The 19,959-nt window shown below is 38.5% G+C and carries 21 protein-coding genes; 20 read left to right on the forward strand and 1 reads right to left on the reverse strand.

The window, feature by feature from the left end; translation table 11 throughout:
- The first annotated feature begins 26 nt into the window (after positions 1-26).
- From ACFX4W_RS08950 to ACFX4W_RS09035, 18 genes are all read left to right on the forward strand, one after another.
- Complete coding sequence (locus ACFX4W_RS08950; protein ID WP_013085089.1) at positions 27-686, forward strand: tetratricopeptide repeat protein; 660 nt, start codon at positions 27-29, stop codon at positions 684-686.
- A 24-nt stretch (positions 687-710) separates the two neighbouring features.
- The gene (recD2, locus tag ACFX4W_RS08955) at positions 711-3,068 is read left to right on the forward strand and encodes an SF1B family DNA helicase RecD2 (RefSeq protein ID WP_013059293.1); all 2,358 of its coding nucleotides are present in this window, start codon (positions 711-713) and stop codon (positions 3,066-3,068) included.
- 141 nt (positions 3,069-3,209) lie between these two features.
- Positions 3,210-3,401, forward strand: a complete 192-nt coding sequence (locus ACFX4W_RS08960; RefSeq protein ID WP_013059292.1) for a hypothetical protein — start codon at positions 3,210-3,212, stop codon at positions 3,399-3,401.
- Positions 3,402-3,426: 25 nt separating this feature from the next.
- Positions 3,427-3,561: a YrzQ family protein gene (locus ACFX4W_RS08965; protein WP_013059291.1), complete on the forward strand. Its 135-nt coding sequence runs from the start codon at positions 3,427-3,429 to the stop codon at positions 3,559-3,561.
- 114 nt (positions 3,562-3,675) lie between these two features.
- The gene (locus tag ACFX4W_RS08970; protein WP_013059290.1) at positions 3,676-4,737 is read left to right on the forward strand and encodes an AI-2E family transporter; all 1,062 of its coding nucleotides are present in this window, start codon (positions 3,676-3,678) and stop codon (positions 4,735-4,737) included.
- Positions 4,738-5,125: 388 nt separating this feature from the next.
- Positions 5,126-7,759 carry an alanine--tRNA ligase gene (gene alaS / locus ACFX4W_RS08975; protein WP_377559359.1) on the forward strand — a complete coding sequence of 878 codons (2,634 nt, stop codon included), beginning with the start codon at positions 5,126-5,128 and terminating at the stop codon, positions 7,757-7,759.
- An 84-nt stretch (positions 7,760-7,843) separates the two neighbouring features.
- Entirely contained in the window at positions 7,844-8,113 is a 270-nt protein-coding gene (locus tag ACFX4W_RS08980; protein WP_013059287.1) for an IreB family regulatory phosphoprotein, read from the forward strand.
- Complete coding sequence (gene ruvX / locus ACFX4W_RS08985) at positions 8,114-8,530, forward strand: Holliday junction resolvase RuvX (RefSeq protein ID WP_013059286.1); 417 nt, start codon at positions 8,114-8,116, stop codon at positions 8,528-8,530. It begins immediately after the preceding gene.
- A 154-nt stretch (positions 8,531-8,684) separates the two neighbouring features.
- Positions 8,685-8,969 carry a DUF1292 domain-containing protein gene (locus ACFX4W_RS08990; protein ID WP_013059285.1) on the forward strand — a complete coding sequence of 95 codons (285 nt, stop codon included), beginning with the start codon at positions 8,685-8,687 and terminating at the stop codon, positions 8,967-8,969.
- 412 nt (positions 8,970-9,381) lie between these two features.
- Positions 9,382-10,485, forward strand: a complete 1,104-nt coding sequence (gene mltG, locus ACFX4W_RS08995) for an endolytic transglycosylase MltG (protein WP_013085087.1) — start codon at positions 9,382-9,384, stop codon at positions 10,483-10,485.
- Between the two features lie 181 nt (positions 10,486-10,666).
- Positions 10,667-11,323, forward strand: coding sequence for an O-methyltransferase (locus ACFX4W_RS09000; protein WP_013059283.1), 657 nt, complete (start codon positions 10,667-10,669; stop codon positions 11,321-11,323).
- Positions 11,320-12,249, forward strand: a complete 930-nt coding sequence (locus ACFX4W_RS09005; RefSeq protein WP_028410597.1) for a peptidase U32 family protein — start codon at positions 11,320-11,322, stop codon at positions 12,247-12,249. Before ACFX4W_RS09000 ends, ACFX4W_RS09005 begins: the two co-directional genes overlap by 4 nt.
- A 39-nt stretch (positions 12,250-12,288) precedes the next feature.
- Complete coding sequence (locus ACFX4W_RS09010; RefSeq protein WP_013059281.1) at positions 12,289-13,551, forward strand: peptidase U32 family protein; 1,263 nt, start codon at positions 12,289-12,291, stop codon at positions 13,549-13,551.
- 7 nt (positions 13,552-13,558) lie between these two features.
- On the forward strand, positions 13,559-14,194 hold the full coding sequence (gene udk, locus ACFX4W_RS09015; RefSeq protein WP_013059280.1) for a uridine kinase: 636 nt from the start codon (positions 13,559-13,561) through the stop codon (positions 14,192-14,194).
- A 218-nt stretch (positions 14,195-14,412) separates the two neighbouring features.
- Positions 14,413-14,889: a transcription elongation factor GreA gene (greA, locus tag ACFX4W_RS09020; protein WP_013059279.1), complete on the forward strand. Its 477-nt coding sequence runs from the start codon at positions 14,413-14,415 to the stop codon at positions 14,887-14,889.
- Positions 14,890-15,008: 119 nt separating this feature from the next.
- Positions 15,009-15,566, forward strand: coding sequence for an isochorismatase family protein (locus ACFX4W_RS09025; protein WP_026106703.1), 558 nt, complete (start codon positions 15,009-15,011; stop codon positions 15,564-15,566).
- Positions 15,567-15,688: 122 nt separating this feature from the next.
- Positions 15,689-17,455, forward strand: coding sequence for a peptidoglycan D,D-transpeptidase FtsI family protein (locus ACFX4W_RS09030; protein ID WP_043976159.1), 1,767 nt, complete (start codon positions 15,689-15,691; stop codon positions 17,453-17,455).
- A 117-nt stretch (positions 17,456-17,572) separates the two neighbouring features.
- Entirely contained in the window at positions 17,573-18,238 is a 666-nt protein-coding gene (locus ACFX4W_RS09035; protein ID WP_013059276.1) for a YrrS family protein, read from the forward strand.
- Between the two features lie 13 nt (positions 18,239-18,251).
- On the opposite strand, the gene ACFX4W_RS09040 is transcribed toward ACFX4W_RS09035, so the two are convergent.
- Positions 18,252-18,467, reverse strand: coding sequence for a DUF2536 family protein (locus ACFX4W_RS09040; RefSeq protein ID WP_013085082.1), 216 nt, complete (start codon positions 18,465-18,467; stop codon positions 18,252-18,254).
- A 135-nt stretch (positions 18,468-18,602) separates the two neighbouring features.
- Between ACFX4W_RS09040 and ACFX4W_RS09045 the strand changes: the two genes are divergently transcribed.
- Positions 18,603-19,244, forward strand: a complete 642-nt coding sequence (locus ACFX4W_RS09045) for a class I SAM-dependent methyltransferase (RefSeq protein ID WP_013059274.1) — start codon at positions 18,603-18,605, stop codon at positions 19,242-19,244.
- Between the two features lie 17 nt (positions 19,245-19,261).
- The gene (gene mtnN, locus ACFX4W_RS09050) at positions 19,262-19,957 is read left to right on the forward strand and encodes a 5'-methylthioadenosine/S-adenosylhomocysteine nucleosidase (protein ID WP_028411671.1); all 696 of its coding nucleotides are present in this window, start codon (positions 19,262-19,264) and stop codon (positions 19,955-19,957) included.
- Positions 19,958-19,959: the final 2 nt, after the last annotated feature.

Here is a 19,959-nt window from a genome sequence, read left to right on the forward strand (position 1 = left end):
ACTAAAACAGTGGAGTGAACGAAAAAATGACAGATAAAAATCAGCTAGGAATTCAGTATATGCAGGAAGGGAAATTTGAAGAGGCTGCTAAAACATTTTCAGAAGCAATTGAAGATAATCCAAAAGATCCAATTGTGTATGTGAATTTTGGCAATTTGTTAGCGGCTGTTAGTGAGATGGATCGTGCTTTGAAATTTTATGAACGTGCGATTGAATTAGATGAAGAAACGGCAACAGCGTATTACGGAGCAGGAAATATTTATTTTAATGCAGAGCAGCTTGAGCAGGCAAAGCACTACTTTGATTTAGCAATCAAAAAAGGCTTAGATTCATCCGATGCGTACTTTATGCTTGGTTTAACGCTGTTTCATATGGAAGAAATTCGTTTTGCGATGCCTTATCTTCAGCGGGCGGTAGAACTAAACGAACATGATGTAGAAGCAAAATTTCAGTACGGTCTTTGTTTAGCACAGCTCGAAATGGTAGATGAAGCGATTGCTGAATTTCTTAAGGTAGTCAATCAAGAGCCAGAACACGCCGATGCTTTTTATAATTTAGGCGTAGCGTATGCTATGAAAGATGACAAAGACAAGGCGATTGAGATGTTAGATGAAGCTTTAAACGTGCAGCCAGATCACGTAATGGCAGCAAATGCCAAACAAGTTCTGTCTACATTAGAACATTAAGAAAGCGGGTAAAGGAAGGATAACATGAACGAAGAACAAGTGAACCCTTCACAGCCAGAACGTCATTATATAAGCGGCACGTCGATTGTAACGGTCTTTCATAACGAAGAAAACTTATATAACGTTACGCGGATACGGATCAAAAAAACAAATTTAGAGATTGAAGATAAAGAAACGGTCGTTACAGGCTATTTTCCTAAGCTGAATGAAGATGAAGTATACACGTTTTACGGAGACTTCAAAGAGCATCCAAAGTTTGGTCTGCAGTTTCATGTTGAACAGTTTAAAAAAGAACTTCCGCAATCAAGGCAAGGGGTTGTTCAGTACCTGTCTAGCGATTTATTTCACGGAATCGGTAAAAAAACTGCTGAAAACATTGTGGACGCTCTAGGAGAACGCGCTATTTTTCGTATTTTGCAAAATGAGTCTGTGCTAAAAGAGGTTCCGAGGCTTTCAGCCGACAAGGCAGAAGCTTTAGTCACGCAGCTTCGTGAACATCAAGGGTTAGAAGAAGTAATGGTAAAGCTGACAGACCTTGGGTTTGGACCGCAGCTTTCGATGAAGATTTTCCAAGCGTACAAACAAGAAGCGCTTGAAATTGTTCAAAATAATCCTTATCAGCTCGTAGAAGATATTCAAGGTATTGGCTTTAGCAGGGCCGATGAACTTGGAAAGAGGCTTGGTATGGCAACCAATCATCCTGATCGTTTGCGTGCAGGTATTTTATATGTCATTGAGCAAGAATGCAATCAAATGGGACATGTATACGTCACGGCAGATCAACTGTATGGAAAAACAGCAGAGCTTCTTCGAAAAAGCAGGCATGAGAACCTGTCTGAAATGGATCTTACAAGAGAAGTGGACGCATTAAAAGCAGACAAAAAGCTTATCATTCAAGACGAAAAAATTTATTTTCCTCCCCTTTTCTATGCTGAAAAAGGGCTGGTTAAAGCTATTCAAAAAATTATGGCTCAAACACAGTACGAAGAGCAGTTTCCAGAATCAGAATTCTTATTGGCACTGGGTGAACTAGAAGAGCGATTAGACGTGCAATATGCACCTTCTCAGCGCAAGGGCATACAAACCGCTTTAATGTCTCCGATGCTTCTCTTAACAGGTGGACCAGGTACAGGGAAAACAACGGTTATTAAAGGAATAGTCGAACTCTATGCAGAACTTCACGGATGTTCGTTAAATCCAGGGGATTATAAAAAAGATGAAGCTTTTCCTGTTTTACTTGTGGCACCTACTGGACGCGCTGCTAAACGAATGAGCGAAGCGACGGGACTTCCGGCAGTTACCATTCACAGATTATTAAAATGGAACGGACAAGAAGGATTTGATCATAATGAGGAAAATCCAATTGACGGAAAATTACTGATTGTGGATGAAGTATCAATGGTAGATTTGTGGCTTGCTCATCAGCTGTTTAAATCTCTTCCTGCTAATTTACAGGTTATTTTAGTTGGAGACGAAGACCAGCTTCCTTCAGTAGGGCCGGGACAGGTGTTAAAAGATTTACTGAGTTCAGAAGTAGTTCCTACCGTCCGGCTGACAGATGTATACCGGCAAGCGGAAGGATCGTCAATTATTGATTTGGCTCATGAAATAAAAAAAGGAAAGCTTCCGGAAGACTTATCAAGGCAGCAAGGAGATCGTTCTTTTATTCGTTGTCAAGGACAGCACATCACGAACGTCGTGCAACAAGTTTGCGGGAATGCGTTAAAAAAAGGCTATACGGCTAAAGATATTCAAGTTTTAGCTCCTATGTATAAAGGTCCTGCAGGTATTGATAAGCTGAATGAAGTTCTTCAGGAATTATTCAACCCGGCTTCTGAACAAAGAAGAGAGCTTAAGCACGGAGATATTACGTACCGAGTCGGAGATAAAGTGCTGCAGCTTGTAAATCAGCCGGATAGCAACGTATTTAACGGAGATATGGGAGAAATCGTCTCGGTTTTCTTTGCCAAAGAAAATACGGAAAAACAGGATATGCTGGTTATTTCATATGAAGGAAATGAAGTAACTTACACAAAGCAAGACTTTAATCAAATAACTCATGCATACTGCTGTTCCATTCATAAATCACAGGGAAGTGAATTTCCAATTGTTGTGCTTCCAATTGTTAAAAGCTATTACCGGATGCTGCGACGTAATTTACTTTATACCGCCGTTACGCGAAGCAAACAGTTTTTAATTTTATGCGGAGAAGACGAAGCGTTTCAGCTGGGAGTTAGCCGAAATGAAGACAGCGTTCGCCAAACGAATTTACAGCCGTTGCTTCGAGAAAGCTTGGATAACGACATAGAAGATCCCGAAATTCCATTTATGAAAGATGCAAATATTGGGATGGAAAACGTTACGCCGTATGATTTCATGTAACCTTTCGTATGCTAACAAAGAGTTAAATAAACTCCTTTGTTGCCATCCTTCTTTGCTAATTGTCAGAAAATAAAGTATGGACATGGAAAGAAGTGGACATAATGCGTTTATATAAGTAGAACGTATAAAGAGGTGTCGACTTTGTTTAAATGTCCAAACTGTAAAAGTATTGACGTTGGCAAAATTGGTGTAAATCAGTATTACTGTTGGAATTGTTTTATTGAAATGACTATTTCAAAAGGACAAATTAATACTCACCAAGTAGAAGAAGATGGAACATTGAGCTCGCTTGATGATTTGTTCTCAGACGACGAGCGCACAATTAATTTCTAATTCTTTTTTACCGGGAGGAAGAGCAATGGGCAGAATTATTCCGTCAGTAGTCGCTTTCGGTCTTGGAGCTTATGCATTTAAAATGGCAGATGATCGAGAGATGTTTACAAAAAGAAATATGAAAAAAATGCGTAAACGTATGATGAAAGCTATTCACTAATAAAAAAAGCACTATTGCACTGAGCTGCAATAGTGCTTTTTTGCAGGCAGAAGAGACAACAGCATGTATAAACTCCTTTCTTTATCAAAAAATAGAAGAGAGGAGGAGTTTACGTTGAAAGATAGTTCATTCAAATGGTTCTATAGATTCGGACTGCTGTTATTAGCGCTGCTGTGCATATTAGTCTTTTTTAAAGTCCAGTTTTTATGGCTTCCTGTTATTTACATGTTTTTAAAAGCACTGCTGCCTTTTTTTATTGCAGCATTCATTACATATTTACTTCATCCGCTTATTGAAAAAACGCATGATAAAGGCGTGCCTCGTCCTCTAGCTATTTTACTGATCTACATCATCTTTTTTGGAGGAATTGGGTTTGGAGCCTATAAGTCGTATCCTATTTTTGTGGAACAAGTAAAAGATTTAAACGAACAGCTGCCTCATTTTACGAATACATATAGACATTGGGTAGAATCGATTCATGATCGTACAACTTCACTTCCAAACGGTGTACATGAGAAAATTGAAGGCAGCATTGATGATGTAGAGGCTACGCTCAACGTGTGGCTTACAAAAGTGGCCGAAGGATTAAAGTCATTGATTACCTCTTTTTTAATTTTAATCATTATTCCATTTATTGTTTTTTATATGCTGAAGGATTTTTCCTCTATTAAGAAAGCAACGGCTTATGTCACGCCTAAAAAGTGGCACAAACCAGGCGAACGTTTTTTATCGGATGTGAATGAATCGCTCGGCAATTATATTAGAGGGCAGTTTTTTGTTTGTCTCATTATTGGTGTGATTGCCACGGCAGCACTGTGGTTCTTTCATGTACCTTATGCACTTCTTTTAGGCTTCATTATTGGTGTAACGAATATCATTCCTTATTTTGGCCCGATTATTGGTGCAGTTCCAGCGGCTATTATTGCAGCCACAATCTCGATAAAGTTGGTTATTACCATTGTCATTATAATCTTTGTGCTGCAGTTTCTAGAGGGAAATGTGCTGTCTCCGCTTATCGTAGGAAAGAGTCTTCATATTCATCCTTTGTTTATCATGCTTGCGCTCCTTTTAGGAGGAGAATTTGGAGGAGTATTGGGTCTCATTTTGGCTGTGCCAATTTTAGCAGTCATTAAAATATCTATTTTGCATATCCGCTCTTATACGCTCAAACATTGACAAAGAGCGGTTAATTTGTCATAATATCGCCATAAGAAAACGCTACATATTTTAAACACAATGATGGATCGAGTACGTTGCACACTGGTTTTTAGAGAAGGGCTTCCTTGGCTGAAAGAAGCGCTAAACAAAGAGCAGCTGAACGCTAGTCCAGAGTGCAGGCTAAAACCTGCCGTGTCAGCAACGTTAAAGCTATGAAGGTGATAAATGCTTTTGGCATTTATAATCAGGGTGGTACCGCGAGTTCAACTCTCGTCCCTGCTACAGGGATGAGAGTTTTTTTGTGTGCAAATAACTAGCAATTGCTTTTGTACACGGAGAAAATAGATGCTTTTATGTCATCATTTTTTTGTCTATAAATAAGAAGAGTATTAAAGGAGGACCAATCATGAAAAAACTGACGTCAGCACAAGTTCGTCAAATGTATTTAGATTTCTTTAAAGAAAAAGGCCATGATGTAGAACCAAGCGCATCTTTAGTTCCGCATGAAGATCCATCTTTATTATGGATTAACAGTGGAGTAGCTACATTAAAAAAATATTTTGATGGTCGTGTTATTCCTCAAAATCCGCGTATTTGTAACGCACAAAAATCCATTCGTACAAACGATATCGAAAACGTAGGTAAGACGGCTCGCCATCATACGTTTTTTGAAATGCTTGGCAATTTCTCTATCGGTGATTATTTCAAAGAAGAAGCCATCCAATGGGCATGGGAATTCTTAACGAGCGATAAATGGATTGGATTCGACGCAGATAAGCTATCTGTAACAGTTCACCCTGAAGATGAAGAAGCATTTAAGATTTGGAATGAAAAAATGGGCGTGCCTAAAGAGCGCATCATTCGTTTAGAAGGTAATTTCTGGGATATCGGAGAAGGTCCGAGTGGTCCAAATACAGAGATCTTTTATGATCGCGGAGAAGCATATGGAAATGACCTAACTGATCCCGAATTATATCCAGGTGGAGAAAATGAGCGCTATTTAGAAATTTGGAACCTTGTATTTTCTCAATTTAATCACAATCCTGATGGCACGTACACGCCGCTTCCAAAGAAAAACATCGATACGGGAATGGGCTTAGAGCGTATGGTTTCTGTTATTCAAGACGTGCAAACAAACTTTGATACAGATTTGTTTATGCCAATTATTGAAGCAACAGAAAACATTTCAGGCGCTAAATATCGTACAAATGATGAGCAAGATACGGCATTTAAAGTCATTGCTGACCATATTCGTACGGTAACATTTGCTGTAGGTGATGGTGCGCTTCCTTCAAATGAAGGCCGTGGGTATGTGCTGCGCCGTTTGTTACGCCGAGCAGTTCGCTATGCTAAAAAGTTAAACATTAATCGTCCGTTCATGTACGAGCTAGTGCCGGTAGTAGGTGAAATCATGGTTGATTTCTATCCGGAAGTAAAGGGAAAAACGGATTTTATCCAGCGCGTAGTAAAAAATGAAGAAGAGCGTTTTCACGAAACGTTAAATGACGGACTAGCTATTTTGGCAACCGTTATTAAAAAAGAAAAAGGGCAAAACAGTGATACGGTACAAGGCGAAGATGTTTTCCGTTTATATGACACGTATGGATTCCCTGTTGAATTAACGGAAGAATATGCAGAAGATGAGAACATGAAAATTGATCATGCAGGTTTTGAACGTGAAATGGAAGCACAGCGTGAGCGTGCGCGTGCTGCTCGTCAAGATTCTAGTTCTATGCAAGTTCAAGGCGGCGTACTTGGTGAAGTAACCGTTGCAAGTGAGTTTGTTGGCTATGATAAAAATGAAGTAGAAACAGTTGTTGAAGCAATTATTGTAGACGGTGAGCTTGTTGACCGCGCTGAAGCTGGAACAGAAGCGCAAGTCATCTTAAGCCACACGCCATTCTATGCAGAAAGCGGCGGTCAAATTGCGGACCAAGGTACGATCCAAAGTGCTGCAGGAACAGCGCAAGTAAAAGACGTTCAAAAAGCGCCAAACGGCCAAAATGTCCAAACGGTAGCTGTAACAAACGGTGAGCTTGTAAAAGGTGAAACATATACGGCGACGCTTGATGAAGAAAACCGCAGTGCGATTGTGAAAAACCATACGGCAACGCATTTATTGCATCAAGCATTAAAAGATACGTTAGGAACGCATGTTAATCAAGCGGGTTCTTTAGTAACAGCGGATCGCTTGCGCTTTGACTTCTCTCACTTTGGTCAAGTGACACAAGAAGAGCTCGAGAAAATTGAACAAATCGTTAATGAAAAGATTTGGGACAGCATCTCTGTACAAATTGAAAACAAAGCAATTGACGAAGCAAAAGCGATGGGTGCAATGGCGCTATTTGGTGAGAAATACGGAGATATCGTGCGCGTAGTACAAGTAGGCGACTACAGCTTAGAATTATGTGGTGGATGTCACGTGCCAAATACGTCTGTTATCGGTTTATTTAAAATTGTATCAGAATCGGGAATCGGTGCAGGTACTCGACGCATTGAAGCTGTAACTGGAAAAGCTGCCTATCAGTTAATGAACGATCAAGTAGGCTTACTAAAAGAAGCTGCGGCAAAAGTAAAATCCAACCCGCGTGATTTAGTAGGGCGAGTTGAAGGATTACTAGAAGAAATTCGTAACCTTCAGCGTGAAAATGATTCACTATCTACAAAGCTTGGCAATATTGAAGCTGGCAATCTCGTTGAACGCGTGCAAAACATTAATGGTGTGAATGTACTAGCAGCGAAAGTGAATGCAACGGATATGAATAACCTTCGCGCAATGGTTGACGATTTAAAACAAAAATTAGAATCCGCTGTGATCGTATTAGCTTCTCCACAAGGTGAAAAGGTAAATATTATTGCAGGTGTAACAAAAGATTTAATTGCTAAGGGCCATCATGCAGGCAAACTTGTTAAAGAAGTAGCGACGATTTGCGGCGGAGGCGGAGGCGGACGTCCTGACATGGCGCAAGCTGGAGGAAAAGACGCTAGCCAAATTGAAAAAGCACTTGGCACTGTAGAAGAATGGGTTAAATCCGTTTAATTCTCCTCTTTCTTGGTGTACAATATAAATAAGACTTAGCATAGTGCACAATGTGTTCACAAATTAAGAGAGTGAGGTGGGACCGTGAGTTCATTTGATAAAACCATGCAATTTAATTTTCAAGATGAGCCAGCTGAAACAAACGTACATGAAGTATTGTTTACGGTTTATGACGCACTGCAAGAAAAAGGCTACAACCCGATCAACCAAATCGTTGGGTATTTGTTATCAGGAGACCCTGCTTACATTCCTCGTCATAACGATGCGAGAAACACAATTCGCCAGTTAGAGCGAGACGAGCTCATTGAAGAACTTGTTAAATCTTATTTACAACAGCATCGAAAGGATTCATAAATGCGCGTATTAGGATTAGATGTAGGAACCAAAACAATTGGTGTGGCAGTTAGTGATGAAATGGGATGGACAGCGCAAGGAATTGAAACAATTAAAATTGCAGATGAGCAGATGGAGCAATCATATCCTCGTTTACAGCAACTAATTGACGAATATTCCGTAGAGAAAATCGTAGTGGGTCTTCCTAAAAATATGAATGGTACGATTGGCCCTCGAGGCGAAGCGTGCATTGAGTTTGCTGACAACGTCAAAGAAAAACTTAACATTGAAACGATGATGTGGGACGAGCGCTTGTCGACGATGGCAGCAGAGCGAGTACTGCTGTCTGCCGATGTAAGCCGCAAGAAACGCAAAAAAGTAATCGATAAAATGGCAGCTGTTATGATTCTTCAAGGATACTTAGACAGCAAGCAGTAAGAAAAGCAGCAGGCTTTGCCTCAGCTGAAAAGTTATGAATTTCCCTTTTGCATATTCTTTTGTACGTAAAAGGGAAGTGAAATAACTGAACGGCTTGCTTTTCGCTGAAGAAAAAGTTAAGCTAAGAGCTTACAATATAAAATGAGGTGCAAACATGAGCGTAGAAGAAAATAAAATTACAATCGTCGATGAGAATGGAAATGAGCAGCTATGCGAAATTTTATTCACATTTGATTCTGATCAATATAACAAATCATATGTAATTTACTATCCAATCGGAGCAGACCAAGATGATGAAGAGGAAATTGAAATTCATGCATCTGCTTTCACACCAAGTGAAGATGGTCAAGACGGTGAGCTTCAACCGATTGAAACAGAAGAAGAGTGGGACATGGTTGAGGAAATGGTTAATACATTCCTTGACGAAGAAGGCGAATAATTATAGTGAAAAAGCTGATGACAATCGTTATCAGCTTTTTTTTACATAGCGGCTGTTCTTTTTAGATATAAAAAGGTTTTTCCTTGCATTCTTAGGGCAGATTGTATGATAATGACGAAAAATAAGATAAATTGTAGTATAATAATTCCTGCGTGTGAGAGTGCATTTTAATAAAAGAATTCATTGTTTGAACGGATGAAACTAGACTTTGGGCAGACAATAACATAAATCATGGAAAAATTTTAGAAGAGGCGAGAGTTTAAGGAAGCGATACCATCTCACACCTATAGGCGATACGAATGAATCGCAATCTCATGTCTCCTCTCTGTTCATACTTATAAAAAATCAAGAAGAAAAGAGGTGAAACTGGTTGTATCTTCTTTTACAGAAGTAGATTTAACCAGGAAGCTGCTTGTCGCAACAAACATTTTTACCACCTAATCGTTCAAGAAAAAAACGAGTTATTTTTATTACAATTATCGTACTTCTTTTACTAGTTGGCGGTGCATTTTTCTATGCTCAATCCCGCTTAACGCCCGTGGATCGAAACAGCAATAAAAAAGTAAATGTGACCATTCCACAAGGTTCTTCCGTCCAATCGATTGGTACGGTATTGCAAAAAGAAGATTTAATTAAAAGTAAAAGTGCATTTCGCTATTACGTAAAATTAACCCATGTGTCTGGATTTCAAGCTGGAACGTATTTATTTTCTCCTTCCATGAGCTTAGGGGAAATGGTTGAAAAAATGGAAAAAGGCGAGGTTTCAAAACAACCGGATATTCGTGTCACCATTCCAGAAGGACGTCAGCTTGTCGAAATTGCTGATATCATTGCTAAAAATACAAAGTTTACAAAAGACGAAGTCATGAAAAAGCTAGACGATAAGGCATTCGTCAATAAAATGAAAGAAAAATATCCAGATTTAGTAACGGATGAAGTGATGCAAAAAGATATTAAACATCCGCTAGAAGGTTATTTATATCCCGTTACGTATGATTTTTATGATAAAAATGTGTCGTTAGATGAAATATTGGATAAAATGGTAGGGAAAACAAATAATGTATTAGGTCAGTACAGTGGGCAAATGGAGAAGAAAAAATTCAGTGCACATAAATTGTTAACCATGTCTTCTCTGATTGAAGAGGAAGCAACTGCAAAAGTCGACCGAGAAAAAATTGCCAGCGTCTTTTATAATCGCCTTGAAAAAAATATGCCTCTTCAAACGGATCCAACCGTCTTATATGCCTTAGGAGAGCATAAAGACCGCGTGTTCTATAAGCATTTAGAAGTGGACTCCCCTTACAATACTTATAAAGTGAAAGGGTTGCCTCCAGGACCAATTGCCAGCTCTGGTTTGATGTCAATCAAAGCTGCGTTACATCCAGCCAATACAGATTATTTATACTTCTTGGCCACACCTGAAGGAAAAGTTATTTTTACCAAAACGTTAGAAGAACATAACAAAGAAAAAGCCAAGCATATTACAGGTAAAGAAAAGCAAAATACCGAAAAATAAGTGGAAATTTAAAATTGGGGAATCGCGATACTTCGCATTCCCCATCTTTTATGTTAAAATATATCGGGTTTACGTAAAAACGAAAAAAACTTATAATAGACTAGTTGTCTTACTATTTTGCAGTAATAAAACGTTATGAAAACATAATGTAAAATGTACTTCTGAGAACGGAGGAAGTGTTTTGCTTTTACAAAACGTAGAGCAGTATGTGGAAAAGCTTATTCCTAAGCGCCAGGAGCTTATTGAAGAAATGGAAGCTTATGCAAAAGAACATCACGTTCCGATTATGGAATTGATTGGTGTTGAAACGCTATTGCAAATTCTTCGTCTTCATCAGCCAAAACATATATTAGAAATTGGAACAGCGATTGCATATTCGTCTATTCGAATGACCCATGCGCTTCCAGAGGCACGAGTGGTTACGGTAGAACGAAATGAAGAGCGTTACCAAAAAGCGCAAGAATTTATTGAACGGGCGGGAAAACAAGATAAAATTGTGTCGTTGTTTGGAGATGCACTAGAGCTTAGAGATGAGATTGAACGTCATGGTCCTTATGATGCAGTGTTTATTGATGCAGCTAAAGGTCAGTATCAGCGTTTTTTTGAACATTATGAGCCGATGCTGTCTTCTAAAGGAATGATTATTTCGGATAACGTACTATTTAAAGGTCACGTAGCGACCGATTTGGCCGAAGTAGAAACACGTCGACGCCGCAGCTTAATTAAAAAAATTCAGGCATACAATACGTGGCTGATGAATCATCCCGATTATTATACAACTATTCTCCCTATTGGAGACGGAATCGCGATTAGTATTAAAAGAGGTGACCAAGAATGAAAAAACCAGAACTATTAGTGACACCAACTGCAGTTTCAGAAATCGAATCATTACTACAAGCTGGAGCAACAGCTATTATGGTTGGTGAACAGCGCTACGGTTTGCGTTTAGCAGGTGAATTCAAACGTGAAGATATCGTAGAAGCTGTAAATATTTCTCATCAGCATAATGCAAAAGTCTACGTAGCGATGAACGGATTATTTCACAATGATAAAATCGCCGAACTAAATGAATATATTTTATTCTTAAAAGAAGCAAGCGTGGATGCGATTGTATTTGGAGATCCTGCTGTATTGATGGCAGTGCGTGAAACAGCTCCAGAAATGAAGATGCACTGGAGTACTGAAACAACGGGCACAAACTGGTATTCATGTAACTACTGGGGGCGTAAAGGAGCTAAGCGCGCAGTTCTTGCTCGTGAGCTAAGCATGGATAGCATCATTGATATCAAAGAAAAAGCCGAAGTAGAAATTGAAGTTCAGGTGCATGGCATGACGTGCATGTTCCAATCAAAACGTTCACTTCTTGGCAACTACTTTGAGTATCAAGGAAAAGTCATGGAAATTGAAAATCGTAAAGTGGAAAAAGATATGTTTTTACTTGATAATGAGCGAAACAATAAGTATCCAATTTTCGAAGATGAAAATGGAACGCACATTATGAGTCCAAATGATATGTGCATTATCGATGAGCTTTCCGAAATGATTGATGCTGAAGTAGATGTATTCAAAATTGACGGCGTATTAAAGTCACCGCAATATATTTTAGAAGTAACAAAAAAATATCGTCAAGCGATTGATTTATGTGTAGATGACCGTGAAGAATACGAAAACGTTAAAGACGATTTGTTAGAAGAAATTGAAAGCTTGCAGCCGATTAACCGTCCGTTAGACACAGGGTTTTTCTTTAAAGAAACGGTATATTAAAAAGCATGCAAAGAAAGATAAACAAAGGAGGTACAAACGATGGCTGTTCAAATCGATACTGTAGTAGAAGGTAAACGAGTGATTACTAAGAAGCCTGAGTTGTTAGCTCCAGCCGGTAACCTTGAAAAATTAAAAGTTGCCGTACACTATGGAGCAGATGCTGTGTTTATCGGAGGAAAAGAGTTTGGCCTTCGTTCAAATGCAGATAACTTTACATTTGAAGAAATGGCAGAAGGTGTTCAGTTTGCAAACAAATACGGCGCACGTATTTATGTTACAACAAACATTTTTGCTCATAATGAAAATATGGACGGACTTGAAGATTATTTAATGGGATTAGAGCGCGCTGGTGTTTCTGGAATCATCGTCGCTGATCCGTTAATTATCGAAACCTGTCGACGCGTTGCACCTAAGCTTGAAGTACATTTAAGTACGCAGCAATCACTTTCAAACTGGAAAGCCGTTCAGTTCTGGAAAGAAGAAGGATTAGAACGTGTTGTACTTGCTCGTGAAACGGGTGCTGAAGAAATGCGCGAAATGAAAGAAAAAGTGGATATTGAAATTGAAGCTTTTATTCACGGAGCGATGTGTATTGCCTATTCAGGCCGCTGCGTGCTAAGTAACCATATGACAGCGCGTGATTCAAACCGCGGAGGCTGCTGTCAATCATGCCGTTGGGACTATGATTTATTTAAAGTAGAAGACGGTAAAACGGAAACGGCTTTATTTGATGAGCAAGACGATCCGTTTGCAATGAGTCCAAAAGACTTAAATTTAATTCAATCTATCCCTCAAATGATTGAGCTGGGTATTGATAGCTTAAAAATTGAAGGACGTATGAAGTCGATTCACTATATCGCAACAGTGGTGAGCGTGTATCGCAAGGTGATTGACGCATACTGTGCAGATCCTGAGAATTTTGTGATTCAAAAAGAATGGCTTGATGAGCTAGACAAATGTGCAAACCGCGATACGGCTCCTGCCTTTTTTGAAGGAGTTCCTGGAGTAGATGAGCAAATGTTTGGCGTACACGGCAAGAAAACAAAATTTGATTTTGCTGGTTTAGTATTGAATTATGATGAAGAAACAAGCATCGTGACATTGCAACAGCGTAACTATTTTAAACCGGGAGAAGAAGTGGAATTTTTCGGTCCGGAAATTAAAAACTTTACGCAAAAAATAGATAAAATTTGGGACGAAGATGGCAATGAACTAGATGCTGCGCGTCATCCGCTGCAAATTGTGAAATTTAAAGTGGACCAACCTCTATTTTCATATAACATGATGCGAAAGGGGATTTAAATATAAAATGGGGAAAAAGCCCGTTGTAATCGGTATCGCTGGTGGATCCGGTTCTGGTAAAACAACTGTAACCAAAGCTATTTATGAATATTTTAAAGGGCATTCTATTATGCTTCTTGAGCAAGACTATTATTATAAAGATCAAAGCGATGTACCGTTTGAACAGCGTTTGCAAACAAACTACGATCATCCTTTAGCATTTGATAATGATTTGCTGATTGAACACTTGCAAAACTTATTAAATTATGAGAGCATTGACAAACCGGTATATGATTACGCAATTCATACGCGCTCTGAAAAGGTAATTAGAGAAGAACCAAAAGATGTTATTATCTTAGAAGGTATTCTTGTACTAGAAGATCAGCGCTTGCGTAATTTAATGGATATCAAGCTATACGTAGATACAGATGCGGATCTTCGTATCATTCGTCGTATGCTTCGTGATATTAAAGAACGAGAGCGTACGCTTGAGTCAGTTGTTGATCAATACGTATCTGTCGTTCGCCCGATGCATAATCAGTTTGTTGAACCAACAAAACGTTATGCAGATATTATCATTCCTGAAGGCGGTCAAAACCACGTAGCGATTGACTTGATGGTCACTAAAATTCAAACAATTCTTGAACAAAATGCCATTTTATAATAACATAGCATAGATGCAGGAATTTTTTTGAAGACAATGCAGACATATTCTGCTAACTAAACACAAACATTATAAAGAATAGAGAAACGAGCAGCTTCTGTTTTGAAGCTGTCATTTCTCTATTAACTGATTTTTCCACAGAGTGGAAAATTTTTTGTACATACAGAAATGGACTGTATACACTAGAGATTTTGAGTTCAAGAAGGAGTGAAGGGATTATGGCACAAGAAAAAGTATTTCCAATGACAGAAGAAGGAAAGCTAAAGCTAGAGCAAGAGCTAGAATATTTAAAAACAGTAAAACGTAAAGAAGTTGTAGAGCGTATCAAAATCGCCCGCAGTTTTGGAGATTTATCGGAGAACTCTGAGTACGATTCTGCAAAAGACGAGCAGGCTTTCGTAGAAGGCCGTATTACGACGCTTGAAAATATGATTCGCAATGCGAAAATTATTGAAGAAGATGTAGAAAACTCTTCTATTGTATCATTAGGTAAATCTGTAACATTTGTAGAGCTGCCAGATGGTGACGAAGAAACGTATACAATTGTAGGTAGTGCAGAAGCAGATCCGTTTGAAGGGAAAATTTCAAATGATTCGCCAATTGCTAAAAGTCTAATGGGCAAACAAATTGGAGATCAAGTAACTGTTCAAACTCCTGGTGGAGATATGTCAGTGAAAATTGTATCTGTTAAGTAAAACATTTGGTTGGAAGCGTTCTACTGAATGCTCGTAAGTAAAAAAGCTGACACGCGTCAGCTTTTTTTATATGATTTTAAAAAGCGGAGAGAATAGAAAAGATATGTAAGAAAGGAAAGATGAAAATGAAAGATATCGATTTTGCTAAAACAGCGCTTGTTTTAATTGATTTACAAAAAGGGATTGTTCCAATTGGAGGAGACGAAATTGTGGAGAAATCTGTTCAGCTTGTGAATCGTTTCCGCGAACAAAATGGATTTATTAGTTTTGTACGAGTAGATTTTCAAGATGGAAAAGATGCGTTGACGCCAGAAACGGATCAAAAGCCATCTGCTCCTCAAGAAAGACCTGCAGACTGGGCGGAATTCGATCCAAGACTTAATGTTCAAGAGAATGATTATATTGTGACAAAACGTCAGTGGGGAGCCTTTTTTGGGACAGATTTAGACCTTCAGCTTCGCCGAAGAGGAATTGATACAATTGTCCTTTGCGGAATTGCAACAAATATTGGTGTGGAAAGCACAGCTCGTGAAGCATTTCAGTATGGGTATAACCAAATTTTTATCACGGATGCCATGGCGACATTTACAAAAGAAGAGCATGAAGCAACTCTTTCTTACATCTTTCCGAAAATAGGAAAGCTAAGAACAACTCAACAATTTTTAACAGAAAATTAATAATAAAAACTTGCTGAATCAGCAAGTTTTTTTGTGAAACGAAAAAAAGAATGAATATTTCTTAAGATAATGGTTTTAAAAGTAATGGCAACGTCGACACTTGTAAAGAGTGAGGTGTAGTCATGAAAATAATTCACAAGCGAATTTATATTACTCTTATTTTTATTTTATTATTAATTAGTGGACTGGGAGCACGGCTTGTTCAACTTCAGCTTGTCAGCACAGAATCTTTTACTGACAAAAAGATTAACTTAATTGAAGGAAGCGTAAAACAGCGTACTCAGGAAATGGTGGTAGATGACGGTCGAGGAAAATTTGAAGATAAAAATGGACAGTCTTTAACATCTATCACCCATAATCGCTTAGTCCTGTTTCCATTTTTAGAAAAAATGAAGTGGCCTGTTCAGCAAGTAAGTGAAATCGTGGGAATGCAACCAAAGGAACTAACGAACAGACTAGCGAATGCTAAAACACCGGTTGTTATTACAAAAGAATTATCCCATGCACAAGTCGAAAAAATAAATGCATTAAAGGTACCTGGCGTATTTGGAATTCCTCTAAAAGATGAGCGTCCAGTTCCTCTTGCTGAACATTTAATCGGACTAGAGGCACAAAGCAAACAAATAATTGAAGAGAAGTATAGTGACAAATTAAAAAATGGAGCAATTAAATCAACTACGCCTGTAGGTATCTCAGGGATGCAGAGGGCTTTTGACGAGTTTTTGCTGCCGGAACAGGAGTCTAAGCTCCTTTATCATGTTGATCGCCTAGGTGGGCCTATGTTTGGCATCGATGTAAAATACACGGGCACAGCTAACCCGTATTATCCAGTCAGTGTGCGTACGACGCTTGATTTGTCTGCTCAGGAGCTAGTAGAGAATACATTAAATCATTATAAGTTAAAAGACGGAGGAGCCGTCTTAATTGATATAAAAAACAATAAAGTAATTGCGATGGCCAGCAGGCCTTCGATTAATAAGAAAGATCCATTTAAAAAGCAAAATGGTTCAGACAGCGTAGAAAATCGTTTGCTGACGCCACAAACTCCTGGATCTATATTTAAAACCATAACAGCAGCTGCAGCGCTTGAACAAAATAAAATTCAGCCTTCTTTTACCTATAACTGTGATAAAAGTATTTATGGCAATAATGTAGAAGAAGATCATCAAAAAGGGCAGCTGACGTTTGAAGAAAGCTTCGCGCAAAGTTGTAATGCAACGTTTGCACAGCTAGCAAAAGAAATGATAATATCTAATCCGAATATCCTTGAACAATATGCCGATAAGTTAGGGCTTATTCAGCCTGTAGGATGGACGGGTGATGTGTTTCACTTTGAACATTTTAAGCAGTTTTTAGGAGAAAAATCGGGAAGAGTTTGGACAAATGAAAGAGAAAAGAAAGTACCAAATGCTGTAGCTCAAACGGCAATTGGACAGCTTGATGTAAAAGTGACCCCGCTTGCAGTAGCAAATATGATGGCGACAATTGCACGCGGAGGAGAAAAGAAACAGGTAAAAGCTGTAGATGCACTAGAGTATAAAAACAACACGTCATTGTATACGTTTAAAGAGCACGAGCTAAAAGGAGATACCATTAATAAAGCCACAGCTGCTTCTATGCAACAGCTTTTAAAAGGTGTCGTACAGAGCGAAAAAGGAACAGGAAGAAGATTTCAAACGCTTCCTTATGAAGTGGCAGGAAAGTCAGGAACTGCTGAAATCAATGTGAAAGAAGATATCGTCAATAAATGGTTTGCGGGTTACTTTCCTGCAGATGATCCAAAATATGCAATGGTAGTAGTGGATTTAAATACAAAAAGTGCGATATCTCCCACAAACAGCGTATTTTATGATATTGTTAAAGGGATGTATGACTTAAATACACGTTAAAACAAGAAGAATTTGTAAAAAATATTACAAATATACTTCAAATAAATTTTGATGCTTCATGTATAAGAAAACACATGTTAGAATAAAGCATTATAAAAGTTGGAGGAAATTGTAGCAATGAATAACAATCGTTCTTCAAGACACGAAAACAAAGAAAAAAAAGTAAACCGATTATATAATCTGTTAATTGCTGTCGTAGCAGTTTTAATTGTATTTGTCGGTGGTACGATGATTCTTGGAAACAAGGATAAATCGGATAACCAAGCGGAAACAACTCAAAACAATCCGCAAACAAATGACCAAAAAACGGACAAGACGGCTAAAAAAGACGATGATTCTTCGAAAGATGATCAAGCAACAGATGATCAAGCAACGGACGATCAAAGTTCTGAAGATGACCAAAGCTCTGAAGATGATCAAGCAACAGATGAAGAATCAAATGACTCAGATTCACAGGCTGAAGTAGAGAAAAATCCAGAGCCTGGCGTGGCAGAACGCAAGGTAGATCCTTCATGGGATTCAGTAGGTACGTCACAAGATGCACCTGCAGCAACTTATAAAAAAGGATCAACGGATTGGAACGAAATGCTAAAAGCTGTAGGCGAAGGGTCAGGCATTAGCCCAAGCAATATGACCGTATGGCGTTTAGGGAATAACGGTGGCGTAGGTAAAGCGGTAGCTACGGTTAGTCCTAAAGGCAACTCATCAACAAAATACCGCGTTCAAATTGAATGGGTAGATGGAGAAGGCTGGAAGCCCGCAGTAGTGGATAAGCTTCAATAAGAAAAGCAGCGCGCTAGCGCTGCTTTTTTAATTTGAAATGAACAACCGCAGAGTACAGTTTTTTACCTTGTTCATAGTCCACAGACATTTGATGAGATACGCTATGAACCTCAAGCAAAATCGCTTTATTTTGATCAATTTTTTCCGCAATTTGTTTCTCAAGCATTTTAACATCAGGCGCTTCAAAAAATTCTATTTTATCTTCAATCATTTCAAATTCAAAATTCATCTTACGACCTCCTTACCTCATATAGTATAGCAAATAGAAAGTTAAAAGCTTAAAATAATTTGTAAATGAAGAACAAACGATAGCTAAAAACATACTATATCCATAAGAATTATTAGTTATAAGGAGGCGTTTTTTATGGGGTTAGAGTTTTTAGATATCTTTGAAAAGTGGGCGAATGAGTATGATGCATCGGTAAGCGGGAAAGATGAACAGTATAGAGAAGTGTTTCGCAATTATAATGAAATCTTAGAGTATGTAGCAGACCGTTCAATAGGGCATGTGATAGAATTTGGAACAGGGACTGGAAACTTAACAAAAAAACTGTTAGAAAAAGAACTGACTGTAGTAGGAATTGAACCTTCAGTACCAATGAGACAATTGGCACACCAGAAATTAGGGGCAGATGTTTTAGTCACACCAGGAGACTTTTTACAATTTGATACATCATTGTTTCCAGCAGAGAGCTTAGTTAGTACGTATGCTTTTCATCATTTAACAGATAAAGAAAAAGAAGAAGCTGTGATAAACTATGGAAAGTTACTTCAAACCGGTGGTAAAATAGTGTTTGCTGATACAATGTTTGAAACAGCAGATTCATTTGCTGATACCATTGTTCAGGCAAAACAAAAAGGGTATACGCAACTAGCAGAAGATCTAGAGAGGGAATACTATACAACGATTCCCGTCTTAAAGCAAATCTTTGAAAGCAATGGTTTTCACATAACCTTTACACAATTTAATCACTTTGTGTGGGTATTGGAGGCAACGAAACAATAGTAGAAAGAGGTTTTAAAATGAAAGTAGCAATCATTGGAGCAATGGAAGAAGAAGTGACGATTTTACGCGATAAAATTGAAAATCGTCAAGAAACAGTAATCGCAGGATGTGAATACTCGACAGGAACAATCAGCGGTGTGGAGGTTGTATTATTAAAATCAGGTATTGGAAAAGTAAATGCTGCGTTATCTACAGCCATCTTACTAGAGAAGTTCAAACCTGATTACGTTATTAATACAGGATCAGCAGGCGGCTTCCATCCGGAGTTAAACGTAGGAGATGCGGTTATTTCAACAGAAGTTCGTCATCATGATGTAGATGTAACGGTATTCAACTATGAATACGGTCAAGTACCAAACTTGCCTGCAGCTTTTAAAGCAGATGAAAAACTAGTTCGTCTTGCTGAAGAAAGCGCTCTTGAAGTAACGGATATGAAAATTGTAAAAGGGCTAATTGCTACAGGTGATTCGTTCATGAACGATCCTGTGCGCGTAGAGTTTGTTCGCTCTAAGTTTCCAGACCTGTATGCAGCTGAAATGGAAGCGGCGGCTGTTGCTCAAGTATGCTATCAATTTGGCGTACCGTTTGTTATTCTTCGTGCTCTTTCTGACATCGCCGGCAAAGAATCAAATGTTTCTTTTGAGCAATTTTTAGAAAAAGCAGCTGTTAATTCAACGAAATTAGTATTGAATTTTATTACAAAATTAAAATAAGC

Origin of the sequence: Priestia sp. YIM B13489 (genome assembly GCF_042787645.1) — a bacterium.
Classification (GTDB): domain Bacteria; phylum Bacillota; class Bacilli; order Bacillales; family Bacillaceae_H; genus Priestia; species Priestia megaterium.

Coding starts and splice junctions, on each gene's coding strand:
- ACFX4W_RS08990 (WP_013059285.1), top strand. CDS start 8,685: ATGAGCGTAGAAGAAAATAAAATTACAATCGTCGATGAGAATGGAAAT.
- ACFX4W_RS09010 (WP_013059281.1), top strand. CDS start 12,289: ATGGCTGTTCAAATCGATACTGTAGTAGAAGGTAAACGAGTGATTACT.
- ACFX4W_RS08950 (WP_013085089.1), top strand. CDS start 27: ATGACAGATAAAAATCAGCTAGGAATTCAGTATATGCAGGAAGGGAAA.
- ACFX4W_RS09035 (WP_013059276.1), top strand. CDS start 17,573: ATGAATAACAATCGTTCTTCAAGACACGAAAACAAAGAAAAAAAAGTA.
- ACFX4W_RS09005 (WP_028410597.1), top strand. CDS start 11,320: ATGAAAAAACCAGAACTATTAGTGACACCAACTGCAGTTTCAGAAATC.
- ACFX4W_RS09045 (WP_013059274.1), top strand. CDS start 18,603: ATGGGGTTAGAGTTTTTAGATATCTTTGAAAAGTGGGCGAATGAGTAT.
- recD2 (WP_013059293.1), top strand. CDS start 711: ATGAACGAAGAACAAGTGAACCCTTCACAGCCAGAACGTCATTATATA.
- ACFX4W_RS09025 (WP_026106703.1), top strand. CDS start 15,009: ATGAAAATGAAAGATATCGATTTTGCTAAAACAGCGCTTGTTTTAATT.
- udk (WP_013059280.1), top strand. CDS start 13,559: ATGGGGAAAAAGCCCGTTGTAATCGGTATCGCTGGTGGATCCGGTTCT.
- ACFX4W_RS09030 (WP_043976159.1), top strand. CDS start 15,689: ATGAAAATAATTCACAAGCGAATTTATATTACTCTTATTTTTATTTTA.
- greA (WP_013059279.1), top strand. CDS start 14,413: ATGGCACAAGAAAAAGTATTTCCAATGACAGAAGAAGGAAAGCTAAAG.
- alaS (WP_377559359.1), top strand. CDS start 5,126: ATGAAAAAACTGACGTCAGCACAAGTTCGTCAAATGTATTTAGATTTC.
- ruvX (WP_013059286.1), top strand. CDS start 8,114: ATGCGCGTATTAGGATTAGATGTAGGAACCAAAACAATTGGTGTGGCA.
- mtnN (WP_028411671.1), top strand. CDS start 19,262: ATGAAAGTAGCAATCATTGGAGCAATGGAAGAAGAAGTGACGATTTTA.
- ACFX4W_RS09040 (WP_013085082.1), bottom strand. CDS start 18,467: ATGAATTTTGAATTTGAAATGATTGAAGATAAAATAGAATTTTTTGAA.
- ACFX4W_RS08965 (WP_013059291.1), top strand. CDS start 3,427: ATGGGCAGAATTATTCCGTCAGTAGTCGCTTTCGGTCTTGGAGCTTAT.